The organism is Ideonella sp. (assembly GCF_041918995.1).
In the GTDB taxonomy this organism is placed as follows: Bacteria; Pseudomonadota; Gammaproteobacteria; order Burkholderiales; family Burkholderiaceae_C; genus Ideonella.
Window position 1 is genome coordinate 203743 of sequence record NZ_JAYRUN010000006.1, and the last position, 15540, is coordinate 219282.

Sequence of the window (15540 nt, forward strand, 5' to 3'; positions counted from 1 at the left end):
CCGGCCAGCGTAGGCACCTGCCGGGCGTGTGGTTTTGACGCGCGCCAAGGCCGGGGCCGGTGGTCGGCCGGGGGCGACCGGGTAGACTCCGCCCTTTTTTCGCCCGCCCTTTTCCGCCTTCAGGCACCATGGCCCGAGGGACACCGCGCACCCGCCTTCCCAGCTCCGACCTGATCCGCCAGCTTGCCCGGCTGACCGATGCCGACGCCCCGGGCTCGACACAGACCTTTGCCGAGGAACTGAGCCAATGGCTCGGCTGGACGGACGCGATCGAGCTGGCCACGGCGCTGAACACCACGCCGGCCGTCGTGGCCGTGCCGGCCGAGGCCGCCGCGGCGCTGGCCGAGGCCGCGCAGACCGAGGTGCAGCGCGTGCGGGATGAGCTCGGCGCCGTGGCCCGCGGCGACGCCGCACCGGCGCCCCGCCCGGCGCGCCGCGCCTGGTCGCCGGCGCGGCCCGCGGTGGCGCCGGCGGACCCCTGGGACCCGGCCACCCACCGCCAGCGCTACCAGGCGGCCCAGCAGACCTTCGCGGCCCGTGTCGGCCCGCTGCGCGAGCGCCTGCGGGCCACCCTGGCCACCCTGTCGCCCGCCCATGCCCGCCTGGCCGCACTCGACGCCGTGATGGAACAGGTGCTCGGCCCGCGCGAGCAGGCCCTGCTGGCCAGCGTGCCCCAGCGCCTGGAGCCCCGCTTCCAGCAGCTGCTGCGCCAGCGCAGCCTCACCGACGCGGCCACCGCCAGCGCCGGCCTGGCGGCCTTCACCCAGACGCTGCAGGCGCTGCTGCGGGCCGAGCTGGACACGCGGCTGCAGCCCGTGGACGGCCTGCTGGCCGCCCTGCGCAGCGCCGCCCCCTCCAGCGCCGCCCCTTCTTCACACCGCCATGCCTAACCTGCTCTACCCCGCCACGCTGGCCGCCGGCTTCGCCGCCCTCGGCTGGATCGGCGCCGGCTACCTCGGCAGCCACCCCTTCGCGCTGGCCCTGACGGCAGGGATCACCGCCGCCTATGCCGCCGGCGTGGTGGAGCTGCACCGCTTCGGCCGCGACACCCGTGCGCTGGCCGGCGCGTTGGCCACCGTGCCGGCCGAGCTGCCGTCGCTGGCGGACTGGCTGGCCGGCCTGCCCGCGCCACTGCAGCAGCCGGTGCGCGCGCGCGTCGAGACCGAACGCACGAGCCTGCCCGGCCCGGCCATGGCCCCCTATCTCACCGGGCTGCTGGTGCTGCTGGGCATGCTGGGCACCTTCCTCGGCATGGTGGCCACGCTCAACGGCACCGGCGCGGCGCTGGACAGCGCCACCAGCGTGGAGGCGGTGCGCAACACCCTGGCCGCTCCGGTGCGCGGGCTGGGCCTGGCGTTCGGCACCTCGGTCGCCGGCATCGCCGCGTCCACGGCCCTGGGCCTGCTGGTGGCGCTGCGGCGCCGCGAGCGCCAGCGCGTGTCGCAGGCCCTGGACCGCGCCCTCGCCCACTCCGGCCTGCGCGCCCATTCCCGGCTGCAGCAGCGCGAGGACATGCTGCGGCTGATGCAGCGCCAGGTGGACGTGCTGCAGCAGCAGGCGCAGCACATGCCGGCCCTGGTGGACGGCCTGCGCGGGCTGATGGAGCGGCTGGACGAACGGGCCCGCACGCTGGACGCCCAGCTGGCCCACGGCCAGCAGGCCACGGCGCAGCACCTGCACGACCAGCACCGCCGCCTCGCCGATGCGCTGCAGGCGCAGCACCGCGCGCTGGCCGATGGCCTGCAGGCGCAGAACGGCACGCTGGCAGAGCGCCTGCACCAGCAGCATGGCACCCTGGCAGAACGCCTGCAGCAACAGCACGGCGCACTGGCCGACACGCTGGGGGCCCGGCAGGCCGAGCTGGGCGAACGCCTGACGGGCCAGCACGAGGCACTGGCCGCGCGCATCGCGGGCCAGCAGGCGGCCTGGCAGGCCGACACCACGGCCGCCTACGCCGGCCTGGCCGCCTCGGTGGCCCGCACGCTGGACGACAGCGTGCGCACCAGCGTGCAGGAGAGCGCCCGCCTGGCCACCCAGTCGCTGCAGCCGGTGGTCGAGGGCACGCTGGCCCAGCTCGGCCGTGAGACCGCGGGCCTGCACGCCGCGTTGTCGCAAGCGGCCGAGCAGCACCTGGGCGCGATCGCCAGCGAGCTGCGCGGCCAGCTGGGCGGCATCACGCAGTCGCTGCGCGAGCAGCTGGCCGCCGCGGGTGACCGGCTCAGCCAGCAACAGCAGGCGCTGCTGCAGGCCGTGCAGGCGGCGCAGGAACGCGCCCTGGCGCTGCAGGCCACGCAGGACGCCGAGCGCCTGGCCGGCTGGCAGCAGGCGCTGCGCGACTGGGCGGGCGAGCTGCAGCAGCAGGCACGCGCCGGCAGCGCCGAGGCCCTGGCCCAGCAGCGCCAGATCTGCCAGACGCTGGAGCAGACGGCCCAGGCGCTGAGCGCCCGGTCCGAGGCACAGGCGCGCGACACGCTGGGCCGGCTGGGCGAGCTGGTCGAGCAGGCCGCCCAGGCGCCGCGGATGGCGGCGGAGGTCATTGCCGAGATGCGCCAGCGCTTCAGCGACAGCGTCGCGCGCGACCAGGCAGCGTTGGAGGAGCGCACCCGCCTCATGGACACGCTGGCCACCCTGCTCGACGCGGTGAACCGCGCGTCGCACGAGCAGCGCGGCGCCATCGACGCCCTCATCGCCGCCACCGCCGGCGTGCTGGAGCAGGCCGGCGCGCGTTTCGCCGAGCAGGCCTCGGCCGAGGCCGGGAAGATCGCGGCCGCCGCCGCGCAGGCCACGGGCAGCGTGGTGGAGCTGGCCAGCGTGGGCGAGGCCTTCGGCACCGCCGTGCTGCAGTTCGGCCAGACGGGCCAGCAGCTGGCCGAGCAGCTGGGCCGGGTGGAGGCCGCGCTGGGCCAGCACATGGAGCGCAGCGACGAGCAGCTCGGCTACTACGTGGCCCAGGCGCGTGAGCTGATCGACCTGAGCGTGGCCTCGCAGAAGCACATCATCGACCAGCTGCAGCAGCTGGCCGGCCGCACGCCGGCGCTGGACGCCTCCTGATCGCCATGGACGAGCTCGACGCCACCGGCCTGCACGACGAGGCCACGCCCGTGTGGGCGGTGTTCGGCGACCTGATGGCCGGCCTGCTGGGCGCCTTCGTGCTCATCCTGGTGTGCGCGCTGGGCATCCAGTTCGACCTGGCCGAGCGCCTGCGCGCCGAGACCGCCCGCGCCCAGGCCGAGGCGCAGCAGCGCCAGGCGCTGGAGCAGGCGCTTGCGGGCCCGCTGGCCGCCGGCCGCATCACGCTGGACAACGGCCGCATCGGCATCAGCGGCAGCCTGCTGTTCGCCTTCAACTCGGCCGAGCTGCAGCCCGAGGGCCGCCAGCTGCTGCACAGCCTGGCGGCGCCGCTGGCGGCCTACCTGCAGGCACGCGACCAGGTGCTGATGGTCAGCGGCTTCACCGACGACCGCGCGGTACGCGCCGGCAAGCAGGCGCCCTTCGCCGACAACTGGGAGCTGTCCGCACAGCGGGCGCTCACGGTGACACGCACGCTCATCGCCGAGGGCGTGCCGTCGTCCGCCGTGTTCGCCGCGGCCTTCGGCGCCGAGCAGCCGGTGGCGTCCAACGACGATGCCGCCGGGCGGGCGCAGAACCGGCGCGTGGAGATGGCGCCCACGCCGCGCCCGCGCCGCGAGGCCGCGGCCAGCGCCGTCGCGCCCTGAGCGCCGCCGAGCCGCCCCGCGGAGCCATCGCGATGTCCACCGCCCCGCTGCCCGCCCCCCAGGAGCTCGACGCCGCGCTGGCCCGCTGGCGTGCGCGGGGCGTGGCGTCACGCGACCCGGTGCGCTTCCAGCTCGTCGAATCGCTGGCGCGGCGCGCCGCCGCGCAGCCGGCCGCCACGCGGGCCTGGGTGGACGCCCGGCTGCAGCGCTGGCTGGCCATGTGTGCACCCGACTGGGAGCGTGACGGCGTGCCCCCGGCCGCGCAGGCCCCGTCGCCGCCGCGGCCAGCGGTGCAGGCGCTTGGCGGGCTGAGGCAGGCGCTGCAGCCGCGACAGGCGGCGGTCGCCGAGGACGTACCCGCGCTGCCGGGACCGATGGTCGGCGTGTCCTCGCTGCAGGACGTGCGCCGCACCTGGGCGCGGCTGGACGCCGAGCGGCGCCTGCACGACTCCCTCGCGCGGGTGCCCGCCCAGGCCGGGCCGCTGAATTCGGTGCAGCTGGTGCTGCGGGCGCTGACCCTGATGCACCAGGTGTCGCCAGCCTACCTGCAGCACTTCACGGCGCACGTGGACGCCCTGCGCTGGCTGGACGCGGTGGACCCGCCCGCGCCGCCGCGCCCCGGCCGGCGCTGACGCGGCCCGCCGCGGCTCAGCGCGGCGGCGGCAGCGGCTCGCCCTGCAGGCGCCGCCACAGCCACTGCAGGGCCGGCTTCAGGTCCGCAGGGCGGCCGCCGCGCGATGCGGGAACGTCCAGCGGCAGCCAGCGCTGGCCGTCGTGCCGGGCAACGGCGAAGGAGAAGCTGTAGTGCGGCTCCTGGCCCATGCGCAGGTCGGTGATGCGCGCCTCGTCGCCCACGGTGGACAAGGCATACACGCCGCGCGTGAACCAGCGCATGCGGTCGGCCGCCCATACGCCCGCCAGCGGTGCCTCGAGCGCCGCCCCGCGCTCGAAGCGGTCGAAGTGCATGCCCGCGCCTTCGTCGAGCAGCGAGCGGAAGCCCTCGTGGTAGGCCTCGGGCGTGACGGCCACCACGCGCCACAGCACGGTGTTGAACGGCGTGGGCGTGACCAGCAGCTGCGTGGCCACCACCCCGCGGCGCGCCAGCTCGGCCTCGGCCACCGCCCGCACCTGCGCCTGCGCCGCGACGCTCCAGCCCAGGTAGGCCGTGGAGAGCCCCAGCGCGAGCGCATTCAGGCCCAGCCCCCGCGAGCGGGACACGCAGGCCGCGCCGACGCCCAGCAGCAGCGGCACGGTGTACAGCGGGTCGATGATGAACACGCTGCCCACCCCGTAGGGCGTGTCGGTGAAGGGCCGCAGCAGCTGGGTGCCGTAGACCGTCATCCAGTCCAGCAGCGGGTGGGTGACGAGGCACAGCCACGCGGCCAGCCACCAGCGGCGCCAGTGGCCCCACTCGCCATGCACCCGGGCGGCCAGCGCGCCCAGCCCCGGCGCCAGCAGCGTGAGCCAGAACAGCGCATGGCTGTCGCCGCGGTGCAGGGTCATGTTGCGCACCGGGTCGCCATGGTCGATGAACGCGTCCAGGTCGGGCAGCGTGCCCCACAGCGCGCCCCAGGCGGCCGCCTTCCACACCGCCGTGCGGCGGCCCAGCGTGGCCACCCCCACCGCCGCGCCGAGCGCGGCCTGCGTCAACGAGTCCATGCGGGGCTCAGGCGCGGCCCGAGCGGCGGCTGCGCGGCTGCAGCTTGTCCAGTTCGGCCAGCTGCTGCTTGAGCAGCAGCACCAGGGTGCGCGCATGCTCCACCGGCAGGCTCAGCCGGCTGGCCGGGGAGGCATCGTCGTCGCGTGGCGAACGCGGCGCGACCAGCACATCCACGCCCAGCTCGATGAGCCCCTTGTCGTGGCGGGCGGACTTCAGGCGCTGGATCTCGATCTCGTAGGTCTTCATGGGCAGGGGCCACCAGGGGGAAGGCACCATTGTTGCCGTCTTCGGCGCCGCGCGCCCGTCCCGGCCGCGCCATCTGCCACGTCGCCATGCCCCGCCCGCGGGCCCGCGCAGGCCGGCCGTCACACCTGGGCGCACATGAGACGCGGCAGTAAAGGGGTTTCGCCCTGCGCGCAGGCAGACTGCGCGGCTTTGCGGCGCGCGTTTTCGCCTCACCCGCACGGGAATTTTGATACTCGCCGTGACAAGGAGTTTGTATTGAATCCGAACACGTCCATCTATCTCGACGCTGTGCGCTTCCTGGCGGCCATGGTGGTGTTTGCCTCCCATGCCAATTACCAGCGCTTCACCGGCGGCGTGCCGCTGTTCGAGCCGGTCGCGGGCCTGGGCAACGACGCGGTGATGGTGTTCTTCGTGCTGTCGGGCTACGTCATCGCCCACGTGGCAGCCACGCGCGAGTCCCACCTGGGCGAGTTCGCCGCCAGCCGCCTGGCGCGCCTGTACTCGGTGGTGGTGCCCGCCCTGCTGCTGACCTTCGTGCTCGATACCCTGGGCGCGCAGCTGGACCCGAGCCTGTACACCGGCCGCTGGTATGAAATGGACCACCCCTTGCAGCGGATGGCCGCAGGATTGACATTCACCAATGAGCTGTGGTTTTCCTATACCCGCCCATTCTCGAACGGTCCGTTCTGGTCCATCGGCTACGAGTTCTGGTATTACGTGCTGTTCGCCGTGGCGCATTACCTGCCGCCTGGCCGGCGAACCCTGGCCGTGGCGGCCGTGTGCCTGATCGTGGGCCCGAAGATCCTCCTGCTGCTGCCCGTCTGGTGGATGGGGGTGTGGGCCTACCGCCTGTCGCAGCGTCGCCTGCCGGGCGTGGCGATGTCGGCGCTGCTGTTCTTCGCGCCGCTGGTGGCCTACGCGGCGTTCCGACAAGCCGACGGCCCTGGGCTGCTGCTGGAACTGGCCGGGCGCCACCTGGGCGAGGAGGTCCTGCATGACCAACTCTCCTGGTCGCGCCACTTCCTGGCCAACTACGTGATCGGTGCCCTGGTGGCGGCCCATTTCGTGGGCCTGGCCGGCCTGGCGCCCCACCTGTCGGCGCTGCCCGCGGCCGCGGAGCGCGCCGTCCGCCACCTCGCCGGCTTCACCTTCTCGCTGTACCTGCTGCACTACCCCCTGGTGCAGTTCTTCTCGGCCAGCGTGCCGGTGCTGGGCCTGGAAGCGCATCGCGCGGCCTGGGTGGTGGCCGCTTCCCTGGGCGCCGTCTGGTGCATCGGGGCGCGGCTGGAGCGTCAGAAAGGGCCGCTCAAGCGGCTGTTCATGGGGTGGTTCACCCCGGTGCGCCACCCTCGGCTGGGCGCCCCGGCCCCGGCCGTCAGCGGATGAAGCGGCCGCCCGGCCCCACGATCAGCAGGTCCACGAAGCTGGAGCCATGGTGCTGGCCGGGGCCGTAGGTGACCGCATAGCCGCCCAGGTCGATGCGGCCGGCGGCCTCGAGCGCCGTGACCAGGCTCTGCGGGCTCACCTGGCGGCCCGCGCGGCGCAGCCCTTCCAGCAGCACGCGCAGGTTGAGGTAGCCGAAGAAGTGGTCGAAGTCCACCGGCAGGCGGGCGCGCTGCATCACCGCGTGGTAGTCCCGGGTGACGGCCGTGGTGGCCTGCATCGGGTAGGGCACGGTCTGCGCAAAGGACAGCCCGCGTGCGTCGTCGCCCAGCGCCTTGAGCAGCTGGCCCGAGTTGGCGATGGAGGGCCCGTACACCTGGGCGCTGATGTGGGTGCGCGCCGCCCGCACGAAGGGCACCAGCGCCGGGCCGAAGGCCATGAAGATCACGGCCTGGGGCGCGCCCTGGGCCAGCGACTGGCAGACCGCCACCGAGTGCTGGCCCGGGATGTCCAGCGCGGCCTTGGCCACGAGCGTGGCGCCCAGCTGCCTGCAGGCGGCCTCCACCACCGGCAGCATCTGCTGGCCGAACGGGCTGTCGTGGTAGGCCAGCGCGATGCGCGTGCGGCCCACGGTGACCAGGTTGCGCACGATGGCCACCACCTCGTCGGCGTAGCTGGCCATGGCGGTGAAGAAGGTCGGATGGGGCTTCTGCCGCAGCGACGGCGCACCGGTGTACACGCCCACGAGCGGCACCTTCCTGTCTTCCAGCAGCGGAAGCACCGCGGCCACGTTGGCCGTGCTGGCCAGGCCGAACAAGGCGGTCGCATGCTCCTGGTCGATGAGGCGGCGCACGTTGTCCAGGCAGCGCGCCGGGTCGTACGCATCGTCCAGCGTCACCAGCCGCACCTGGCGGCCGCCCACCCCGCCCTTGCGGTTGAACTCCTCCACGGCGAGCTGCTGGCCGCGCAGGACCGCGGCCAGCGTGGCCGCGAGCGGCCCGGACAGGTGGGCACTCTGCCCGATCACGATGTCGTCGCCCGCCGCGCGGGCGGGGCGGGCCAGCGGGCCCAGCGCCGCCGTGGCCGCGCCGGCCGCGGCCGCATGCAGCCAGCGGCGGCGCGCCTGAAGTCCATCCGTCATGTCGTGTCTCCTGGTGTCGGTCGGTCGTTGAGCCACCCGGCGGGTGGATGCCGGGCGCGACACTAGGCAGCCGGGCGGCGCGCGACTGTCACCTGCGGGACGATGGGCGACGCAGCGGACGGTGGGGTGCGAACTGCCGCACGGCGACGAGGGAAAGCCCTGAAGGCCCGCACCGGCCCCCATGCCACCCCACCCCGGCCCACCAAAGACAAAGCCCGCGGCCATGTCTGGCGGCGGGCTCGCTTCCGGACACCCGCCATGCAGCCAGGGGCTGATGGACGGGCGACGGTGCTCTCGGCGCTGGGTGACGGGTTCCCAGGGACACTTCACATCCCACCGCCCAATCGTGCGGCCGGTTCTGCGCTTCGGTGTCCTCAGTGTAGGCGCGCCGCGTGACGCTGATGTGACGATCAGCGGGGTGATCGCCCGCCAGATCGGGGCGGTCAACCGCCGCCGCGCTGCAGGTAGCGGTCGAACTGGCGCAGGAACTCGTCGCGCTGCACCTGTGTCACCGCGGCCTCGAACACGTAGCGCACGCCCAGCCGGGGCATGCGCAGCAAGGCGATGCGCCGGTCGGGCAGCACCTTCCAGCGCAGGGTGAGCAGGCCGCCGCCCAGCAGCCGCACGTTCGCCGCCCCCGGCTCCAGGCGCTCCAGCGCATGCGGCCCCACGGCGTGCGGCAGGCAGCGCAGCCACTCGGCCTCGGTGAACCCGTGCTCGCGCTCGAAGGCGTGGGGGCTGGACGGCGCCATGCTCGTGCTCATCCGCCTGCGATCGGCGGCCAGATGGCCAGGACGTCCCCCTCGTTCAGCACCCGGCTGGCGCGCTGCTCCGGCGGGACGTAGTGCCCATTGATCAGCACCAGGTGCACCAGGTGCATGGGCAGGGCGAACGGTGCCACGGCCTCGGCCACGGTGGCACCCACGGGCAGCTCCAGCGGCATCTGGTTGCCACTGCGCCGCTCGGGCGGCAGGTACGCGGTGAGGCTGGCGTAGAGCTTGAAGGTGATGTGCACGTCAGGCCGTCAGGTGGCCCCGCTCGCCTTGCGCCTGGGCGCTGGCCAGGTAGGCCTCCATGAGCAGGGTGGGATCAGCCAGAAGCTTATCCTTCCACGCGCCCAGGCGCACCTGTCCTTCGACCAGACCGCGCATCACCCCCACGTGCTGGGTCCAGCCGACCGCGTTGCAGCCGATGAGCCGGTCGCCCGCGAACTGCAGGCTCAGATGGCGGCAGGCCGGCTCGTCGGTCATCTGCACCTGCTCGCCGCCCGGCACCCCCTCCCACTGGCCGAAGCTGGCCGAGATGAGGCCCAGCGTGTCCAGCACGTTGATCTGCGTGACGCCCTTGAGCGTGCTGTCGCGGCCCAGCATGTTCATCGCGGCCACCCGCGCCTGCTCGGCCGCATTCGGCTGGATGGCGCTGACGATGGTCTGGCCGCTGACCTTGTCGAAGGCCTCGGCGCAGTCGCCCGCCGCGTACACGCCCGGCACGCTGGTCTGCATGCGCTCGTCGGTGAGCACGCCCACCAGGCAGCGCACCCCCGAGTCTTCGAGGAAGCCGATGTTGGGCCGCACGCCCGTGGCACTGATCACCAGGTCGGCCGGCAGCACCGCGCCGTTCGACAGGCGCACGCCCATGGCCGCGCCGTCCGGGCCGGGCCGCTCGATGGCCTCGACCCGCGCGCCGGTGTGCACCTGCACCCCTTTTCCCTCCACCCAGCGCTTGATCATGCCGCCGGCCGCCGGGCCCATCATGCGCGGCACCATGCGGTCGCCCATCTCCACCACCGTGAGGTGCACGCCGCGGGTGGCGAGCGCCTCCATGATGATGCAGCCGATGAAGCCCGCGCCGAGCTGCAGCACCCGCGCGCCCGGCTTCGCGGCGGCCGCGATGGCGCGGGCGTCGGCCAGCGTCCAGCAGGTGTGCACGCCGGGGCCGTCGATGCCGGGCACCGGCGGCTGGGCGGGCGACGACCCGGTGGCCACGAGCAGGCGGTCGTAGGCCAGCGTGCGGCCATCGTCCAGCACCACCTGCCGGGCGGCCGTGTTGACGGCCGTGGCACGCGACTGGATGAGGCCCACCTGCAGGCGGTCGTAGTGCAAGGCACCGCCGCGGCGCAGCCGGGTGCCGTCCTCGCCCACCTGCCCCACCAGCAGGTAGGGAATGGCCATGCGCGAGTACGGCAGTTCCGGCTCGTCACCGACGATGAGGATCTCGTCGGTGGGGGCGTGCTTGCGCAGCGTCTCGGCGGCGATGACGCCGGCCGGGCCGGCGCCGAGGATCACGTGCTTCATGGTGTCCGGACGTGTGCGCTCACAGGCCGAGCCGCTCGCGCGTGGCGGGGGTGAGCTCGCCCTCGGCCGTCCAGCCGCGGGCGGCGTAGTACTTGGGCAGCATCTCGGGCAGCTTGTTCACCAGGCCCTTGGCCGGGCCCGTCTGCGCCGGCTCGTTGAGCAGGCGCGGCGGCAGGCTGTCGTCCTTGGCGGTGAAGCCGGCGCGGTTGTTGAAGTCGCGCTCCATGTTCCAGATGCGCTCGCCGATCTTCTCCATGTTCTCCAGCGTGAACTCCTCGCCGCACGCGGCCGCCACCTGCGGCGCCACGTCGGCCAGGCCCCAGGCGAAGCTGGTGAAGATGCAGATGCCCGCCGCGTCGAAGGCGGCCGTGGCGTCCTGGAAGGCCTTCACCAGCTCGGGCTTGCCCTCGGCGGTGAGCGGGTCGGTCTTGACCGGGATGCCCAGCACCTCGGAGGCCACGGTGTAGCTGCGCAGGTGGCAGGCGCCGCGGTTGCTGGTGGCGTAGGTCAGGCCCATGCCCTGGATGCCCCGCGAGTCGTAGGCGGGGAACTCCTGGCCCTTGACGCTCATGCTGAGCTCGGGGTGGCCGTACTTGGTGCACAGGCGCTTGGAGCCCTGGCCGATCTCCTTGCCGAAGCCCTCGCCGCGGGCGGTGATCTCGGCGAAGTGGGCCAGCGCCTGGGCGGAGCCGAAGCGGGCATCGATGCCCAGCTGCTCCTGGGTGAGCACCCCCATCTCGTACAGCTCCATCACGGCGCCCACGGTGGCGCCGAAGCTGATCGGGTCCATGCCCTGCTCGTTGCACAGCAGGTTGGCATACTGCAGCGCCTCCAGGTCGTTCACGCCGTTCGCCGCGCCCAGCGCCCAGGCCGCCTCGTACTCCAGGCCGCCGGAGGCGCCCCAGTACTGCGGCTTGTTCTCCACCGTGAAGTGGCCCTTGTCCATCTTGCTGATGCGGCCGCAGGCGATGGTGCAGCCGAAGCAGGCCTGGTTGGTCACCAGGTGCTTCTTGCCGTCGGTGGCGCGCGGCGCCGCCATGGCCTCGGCGGAGATGTCCTTGGCACCCTCGAACTGCACGTCACGGTGGTTGCGGGTGGGCAGCGCGCCGATCTCGTTGATCACGTTCATCAGCACCTGGGTGCCGTAGGTGGGCAGGCCCTGGCCGGTGACGGCGTTGTCGTGCAGGATCTTCTTCTTCTCGGCGGTGACGCGGAAGAAGCCTGGCGGGTCGGCGAGGTTGCCCACGCCCTTGGTGCCGCGCACGGCCACCGCCTTCAGGTTCTTGCTGCCCATCACCGCGCCCACGCCCGAGCGGCCGGCCGCGCGGTGCAGGTCGTTCACCACGGCCGCGAACAGCACCTGGTTCTCGCCGGCCAGGCCGATGGAGCTGATGCGCAGCAGCGGGTCCTGGTGCAGCTTCTTCAGCGTCTCCTCGGTTTCCCACACGCTGTGGCCCCACAGCGCGGACGCGTCGCGCAGCTCGGCGACATCGTCATTGACGTACAGATACACCGGCTTGGGGCTGGCGCCTTCGAAGATGATCATGTCCCAGCCGGCCGTCTTGAGCTCGGCGCCCCAGTAGCCGCCCGAGTTGGAGCAGGCGATGGCCCCCGTCAGCGGCCCCTTGGTGACGACCGTGTAGCGGCCGCCCGTGGAGGCCATGGTGCCGGTGAGCGGGCCCGTGGCCCAGATGATCTTGTTGGCAGGTGACAGAGGATCGACCTTGGGGTCGATCTCGTCGATGAGGTACTTGCTCGCCAGACCGCGCGAGCCGAGGTACAGCTTCGCCCAGTCCATGCGCAGCGGCTCGCTCGTGACCGTGCCTTCGGTGAGGTTGACGCGCAGGATCTTTCCAGCCCAGGACATCGTGTGGCTCCTTCTTGAGTGCGCGCGCTTCAGGCGGCAGAGGGCTGGTTGCCCAGCTTGTCGGCCCAGGCCATCATCTTGTCGATGCCGGTCCAGTTGGCGTCCACGTAGGTGATGGCGCCGGTGGGGCAGGCGGTGGCGCAGGCCGGGTCGCCGCCGCACAGGTCGCACTTCTGGACCTTGCCGGTCTCTTGCACGTAGTTGATGGTGCCGAAGGGGCAGCTGATGGTGCAGACCTTGCAGCCCACGCAGGTGCTGTCGTTGACCACCTTGGCGCCCGTGAGCGCGTTCACCGTGATCGCCTCCACCGGGCAGGCGTGCAGGCACCAGGCCTCGTCGCACTGCGTGCAGGTGTAGGGCACCTTGCGGCCCGTCTCGTGGAAGTTGAACACCTTGATGCGCGACTTCGCCGGCGCGAACACGGCGTAGTTCTCGTAGGAACACGCCATCTCGCACTGGAGGCAGCCGGTGCACTTGTCGGGGTTGATGTGAAGGCTCTTCTGCATGACGGTGGACTCGCGGGTTGCAGACACTCGGGTGCGCCACGGCACGCCGGCGGCGCACAGGGCATATGCAATCATCTGCATACAGCCAGCGGGCAACCACCCAGGGCTAACCCTGAGCGCGCGGGGAACTGCTCCATCCTGTGACAGCCGAAGCGCGCGGGCCCTGCGGTATCGTGCCGGCATGCGCAGCCGTGGCGTCCGACTCCAATACAGCTTTGAACCCGAGGACCAGCGCGGCGCCGACCTGCACAACCCGCTGTTCGAGCTGCTCAGCGCCGTGCGGGACAGCGGCTCGATCCAGCACGCCGCCACGGCGCTGGGGGCGTCCTACCGGCACGTGTGGGGCTCGCTCAAGCGCTGGGAGGACACGCTGGGCGAACCGCTGGTGCACTGGGTGCGCGGCCAGCCCGCCCGCCTCACGCCCTTCGCCGAGCGGCTGCTGTGGGCCGAGGCGCGCGCCCGGGCGCGGCTGACGCCGCACATCGAGGCCCTGCGCGCCGAACTCGAGCGGGTGCTGGCCGAGGCGCTGGACGGCAGCCAGCAGGTGCTCACCGTCCACGCCAGCCACGACCTGGCGCTGCCGCTGCTGCGCGAGCACGCCAGCCGCAGCGAGCGGCTGCACGTGGACCTGCGCTTTTCCGGCAGCCTGGACGCGCTGCGCGACCTCGCCGAGGGCCGCTGCCTGGTGGCGGGCTTCCACGTGCCGCCGCTGGCCGAGGCGAGCAACCCGTTCGCGCGTGGCCTGAAGCCGCTGCTCAGGCCGGGACGGCACAAGCTCATCGGCTGCACGCGCCGCACGCAGGGGCTCATCGTGGCGCCCGGCAACCCGCTGGCGCTGCGCAGCCTGGCCGACGTGGCGGCGGCCGGCGTGCGCTTCGTGCCGCGCCAGCCGGGCTCGGGCACGCGGCTGCTCACCGACCACCTCGTGGCCTCGCAGCACCTGCCGGCGGCCCCCTTCGCGGCACGTGGCGTGGCCGAGGACAGCCACAACGCCGTGGCCGCCGCCGTGGCCAGCGGCGAAGGCGACGCCGGCCTGGGCGTGGAGGCCGCGGCCGCCGCCTTCGGCCTGGATTTCGTGCCGCTGGTGACCGAGGACTACTTCCTGGTCTGCCTGAAGGACGCGCTGGACCACCCCGGCGTGGCCAAGCTGCGCGCCGTGCTGGCCAGCGCCGCGTGGCGCGAGGCGCTGGCCGCCCTGCCCGGCTACACGCCCGCCCCGCACGCCGGCGAGGTGCTGCCGCTGACCCGGGCGCTGCCCTGGTGGCACTACCGCACGGCCAAGCCGTCGCCCGCCCGCCCGCCCGAGCCGGTGTCCTCCACGGCGTGAACGGCATGCGGGTTGCCGGGACGGCCGGGCGTTTCCGCCCGTCCACCCGGAGGCCCCCATGGCACCCACCCTGCTCACCCCGGCCGCGATCGCGGCCTGCCTGGCCGGCCTGCTGGCCGCCACGGCCCTGGCCGAGCCGCTGCCGGCTGAAGAACGCCAGCGTGCGCTGGTGCACCGCCACACCCTGCAGACGGCAGCCACCGGGCTCGGGGCGCCTGCACCGTCGTGGCAGCTGCCGCCGGGCTTCCAGCTGCAGGTGTTCGCGTCGGCGCTGGGCCACCCGCGCATGCTGGACACCGGCCCCGATGGCACCCTGTACGTCACCCGGCGCGACGAAGGCGACGTGCTGGCGCTGCGCGACACCGACGGCGACGGCCAGGCCGACGAGCAGCGCACCGTCGTCCGCGGTCTGGAGGGGGTGCACGGCATCGCCTGGCGCGACGGTTCACTGGTCCTCGCCTCGTCCACCACGCTGTGGCGCGTGCCGGCGGGCGGCGGCGGCCGCGAGCGTCTGGTCACCGGCCTGCCCGACGGCGGCCAGCACCCCAACCGCATGGTGCGCTTCGGCCCCGATGGCTGGATGTACGTGTCCATCGGCAGCAGCTGCAACGACTGCGCCGAGGAGAACCAGCTGGAGCGCGGCACGCTGATCCGCTATGCGCCCGACGGCAGCCAGCGCGAGGTGGTGGCCAACGGCCTGCGCAACACCATCGGCTACGACTGGCACCCCAGCACGCGGGCGCTCTGGGGCATGGACCACGGCTCGGACTTCCGCGGCGACACCCTGCCCCCCGAAGAGCTCAACCACATCCTGCCCGGCGCCAACTACGGCTGGCCGATCTGCTACGCCGACCGCCATGTGGACGGCATGACCCAGGCCCCGCCCGCGCGCATGGCCCTGCGACCGGGCGACCCCACGCCCATCGGCCGCCCCATGCCGCGCAGCGAGTACTGCGCGCTCACGGCCCCGGCCACGCTCACGCTGCCGGCGCACTCGGCCCCGATGGCGATGCGCTTCGTTCCCTTCGGCCGCGGCTGGCCCGAGGCGTGGCAGGGCGACGCCCTGGTGGCGCTGCGCGGGTCGTGGAACCGGCGCGAACCGGTGGGCTACAAGCTGGTGCGCGTGCGCTTCGGCCCCCATGGCGGGCCGAACGCCGTGGAGGACTTCCTGACCGGCTTCCTGGACAAGGGCAGCGGCGTGGTCCATGGGCGGCCGGTGGGCCTGGCCTTCGGCCCCGACGGCGCGTTGTTCGTGTCGGATGACACGCTGGGACGCATCTACCGCATCACGCCGCCACGCTGACACCGCCGCCCGTCGGCGCCGTCGCCGCGTGCGGCGTTGTCCGACAGGGCCACCCGCCGCCGGCCGATCGCGGCCGGGCCCCGCGTGCCGCACGCTG

15 protein-coding genes are annotated in these 15540 nt (G+C 73.4%); 7 read left to right on the forward strand and 8 right to left on the reverse strand.

All coding sequences use genetic code 11. From position 1 onward, the window contains the following. Positions 1-128 precede the first annotated feature (128 nt). Genes ACE3UN_RS07680 through ACE3UN_RS07695 form a run of 4 tightly spaced genes read left to right on the forward strand, consistent with a single transcriptional unit; the run spans position 129 to position 4348 of the window. Positions 129-890 (forward strand): DUF3348 family protein, encoded by a 762-nt coding sequence (locus tag ACE3UN_RS07680; RefSeq protein WP_374674331.1) that lies wholly within the window; start codon positions 129-131, stop codon positions 888-890. Then, positions 883-3051, forward strand: coding sequence for a hypothetical protein (locus tag ACE3UN_RS07685; protein WP_374674332.1), 2169 nt, complete (start codon positions 883-885; stop codon positions 3049-3051). The genes ACE3UN_RS07680 and ACE3UN_RS07685 overlap by 8 nt, the downstream gene beginning before the upstream one ends. A 5-nt stretch (positions 3052-3056) precedes the next feature. Then, positions 3057-3716 carry an OmpA family protein gene (locus ACE3UN_RS07690; RefSeq protein ID WP_374674333.1) on the forward strand — a complete coding sequence of 220 codons (660 nt, stop codon included), beginning with the start codon at positions 3057-3059 and terminating at the stop codon, positions 3714-3716. 32 nt (positions 3717-3748) lie between these two features. Beyond that, positions 3749-4348: a DUF2894 domain-containing protein gene (locus ACE3UN_RS07695; RefSeq protein ID WP_374674334.1), complete on the forward strand. Its 600-nt coding sequence runs from the start codon at positions 3749-3751 to the stop codon at positions 4346-4348. Positions 4349-4364: 16 nt separating this feature from the next. Here the strand turns inward: ACE3UN_RS07695 and ACE3UN_RS07700 are convergent, their stop codons facing one another. Continuing rightward, the gene (locus ACE3UN_RS07700) at positions 4365-5375 is read right to left on the reverse strand and encodes a metal-dependent hydrolase (protein WP_374674335.1); all 1011 of its coding nucleotides are present in this window, start codon (positions 5373-5375) and stop codon (positions 4365-4367) included. Between the two features lie 7 nt (positions 5376-5382). Beyond that, positions 5383-5652, reverse strand: coding sequence for a hypothetical protein (locus ACE3UN_RS07705; RefSeq protein WP_374674336.1), 270 nt, complete (start codon positions 5650-5652; stop codon positions 5383-5385). A gap of 225 nt (positions 5653-5877) precedes the next feature. Here ACE3UN_RS07705 and ACE3UN_RS07710 point away from each other — a divergent pair, with 225 nt between their 5' ends. Further along, the gene (locus tag ACE3UN_RS07710; RefSeq protein WP_374674337.1) at positions 5878-7008 is read left to right on the forward strand and encodes an acyltransferase family protein; all 1131 of its coding nucleotides are present in this window, start codon (positions 5878-5880) and stop codon (positions 7006-7008) included. Here ACE3UN_RS07710 and ACE3UN_RS07715 read toward each other — a convergent pair. From ACE3UN_RS07715 to ACE3UN_RS07740, 6 genes are all read right to left on the reverse strand, one after another. Next, entirely contained in the window at positions 6998-8146 is a 1149-nt protein-coding gene (locus ACE3UN_RS07715) for an ABC transporter substrate-binding protein (protein ID WP_374674338.1), read from the reverse strand. The two genes, ACE3UN_RS07710 and ACE3UN_RS07715, sit on opposite strands and share 11 nt — an antisense overlap. A 443-nt stretch (positions 8147-8589) precedes the next feature. Next, positions 8590-8910: a hypothetical protein gene (locus ACE3UN_RS07720; protein ID WP_374674339.1), complete on the reverse strand. Its 321-nt coding sequence runs from the start codon at positions 8908-8910 to the stop codon at positions 8590-8592. Then, positions 8907-9161: a MoaD/ThiS family protein gene (locus ACE3UN_RS07725; RefSeq protein ID WP_374674340.1), complete on the reverse strand. Its 255-nt coding sequence runs from the start codon at positions 9159-9161 to the stop codon at positions 8907-8909. Before ACE3UN_RS07725 ends, ACE3UN_RS07720 begins: the two co-directional genes overlap by 4 nt. Position 9162: 1 nt before the next feature. Continuing rightward, the gene (locus ACE3UN_RS07730) at positions 9163-10440 is read right to left on the reverse strand and encodes an NAD(P)/FAD-dependent oxidoreductase (RefSeq protein WP_374674341.1); all 1278 of its coding nucleotides are present in this window, start codon (positions 10438-10440) and stop codon (positions 9163-9165) included. Positions 10441-10459: 19 nt separating this feature from the next. Continuing rightward, complete coding sequence (locus tag ACE3UN_RS07735) at positions 10460-12307, reverse strand: aldehyde ferredoxin oxidoreductase family protein (protein WP_374674342.1); 1848 nt, start codon at positions 12305-12307, stop codon at positions 10460-10462. Between the two features lie 29 nt (positions 12308-12336). Beyond that, positions 12337-12813, reverse strand: coding sequence for a 4Fe-4S dicluster domain-containing protein (locus tag ACE3UN_RS07740; protein ID WP_374674343.1), 477 nt, complete (start codon positions 12811-12813; stop codon positions 12337-12339). Positions 12814-12994: 181 nt separating this feature from the next. Here ACE3UN_RS07740 and ACE3UN_RS07745 point away from each other — a divergent pair, with 181 nt between their 5' ends. Both ACE3UN_RS07745 and ACE3UN_RS07750 read left to right on the forward strand, forming a co-directional pair. Continuing rightward, positions 12995-14140 carry a substrate-binding domain-containing protein gene (locus tag ACE3UN_RS07745; RefSeq protein WP_374674344.1) on the forward strand — a complete coding sequence of 382 codons (1146 nt, stop codon included), beginning with the start codon at positions 12995-12997 and terminating at the stop codon, positions 14138-14140. 58 nt (positions 14141-14198) lie between these two features. Next, positions 14199-15443: a sorbosone dehydrogenase family protein gene (locus ACE3UN_RS07750; RefSeq protein ID WP_374674345.1), complete on the forward strand. Its 1245-nt coding sequence runs from the start codon at positions 14199-14201 to the stop codon at positions 15441-15443. Positions 15444-15540 lie beyond the last annotated feature (97 nt).

What these genes read in the sequence shown, in the direction of transcription:
- ACE3UN_RS07700 (WP_374674335.1), bottom strand. Translation starts at nt 5,375, where the DNA reads ATGGACTCGTTGACGCAGGCCGCGCTCGGCGCGGCGGTGGGGGTGGCC.
- ACE3UN_RS07730 (WP_374674341.1), bottom strand. Translation starts at nt 10,440, where the DNA reads ATGAAGCACGTGATCCTCGGCGCCGGCCCGGCCGGCGTCATCGCCGCC.
- ACE3UN_RS07740 (WP_374674343.1), bottom strand. Translation starts at nt 12,813, where the DNA reads ATGCAGAAGAGCCTTCACATCAACCCCGACAAGTGCACCGGCTGCCTC.
- ACE3UN_RS07680 (WP_374674331.1), top strand. Translation starts at nt 129, where the DNA reads ATGGCCCGAGGGACACCGCGCACCCGCCTTCCCAGCTCCGACCTGATC.
- ACE3UN_RS07685 (WP_374674332.1), top strand. Translation starts at nt 883, where the DNA reads ATGCCTAACCTGCTCTACCCCGCCACGCTGGCCGCCGGCTTCGCCGCC.
- ACE3UN_RS07735 (WP_374674342.1), bottom strand. Translation starts at nt 12,307, where the DNA reads ATGTCCTGGGCTGGAAAGATCCTGCGCGTCAACCTCACCGAAGGCACG.
- ACE3UN_RS07750 (WP_374674345.1), top strand. Translation starts at nt 14,199, where the DNA reads ATGGCACCCACCCTGCTCACCCCGGCCGCGATCGCGGCCTGCCTGGCC.
- ACE3UN_RS07715 (WP_374674338.1), bottom strand. Translation starts at nt 8,146, where the DNA reads ATGACGGATGGACTTCAGGCGCGCCGCCGCTGGCTGCATGCGGCCGCG.
- ACE3UN_RS07720 (WP_374674339.1), bottom strand. Translation starts at nt 8,910, where the DNA reads ATGAGCACGAGCATGGCGCCGTCCAGCCCCCACGCCTTCGAGCGCGAG.
- ACE3UN_RS07695 (WP_374674334.1), top strand. Translation starts at nt 3,749, where the DNA reads ATGTCCACCGCCCCGCTGCCCGCCCCCCAGGAGCTCGACGCCGCGCTG.
- ACE3UN_RS07690 (WP_374674333.1), top strand. Translation starts at nt 3,057, where the DNA reads ATGGACGAGCTCGACGCCACCGGCCTGCACGACGAGGCCACGCCCGTG.
- ACE3UN_RS07745 (WP_374674344.1), top strand. Translation starts at nt 12,995, where the DNA reads ATGCGCAGCCGTGGCGTCCGACTCCAATACAGCTTTGAACCCGAGGAC.
- ACE3UN_RS07705 (WP_374674336.1), bottom strand. Translation starts at nt 5,652, where the DNA reads ATGGTGCCTTCCCCCTGGTGGCCCCTGCCCATGAAGACCTACGAGATC.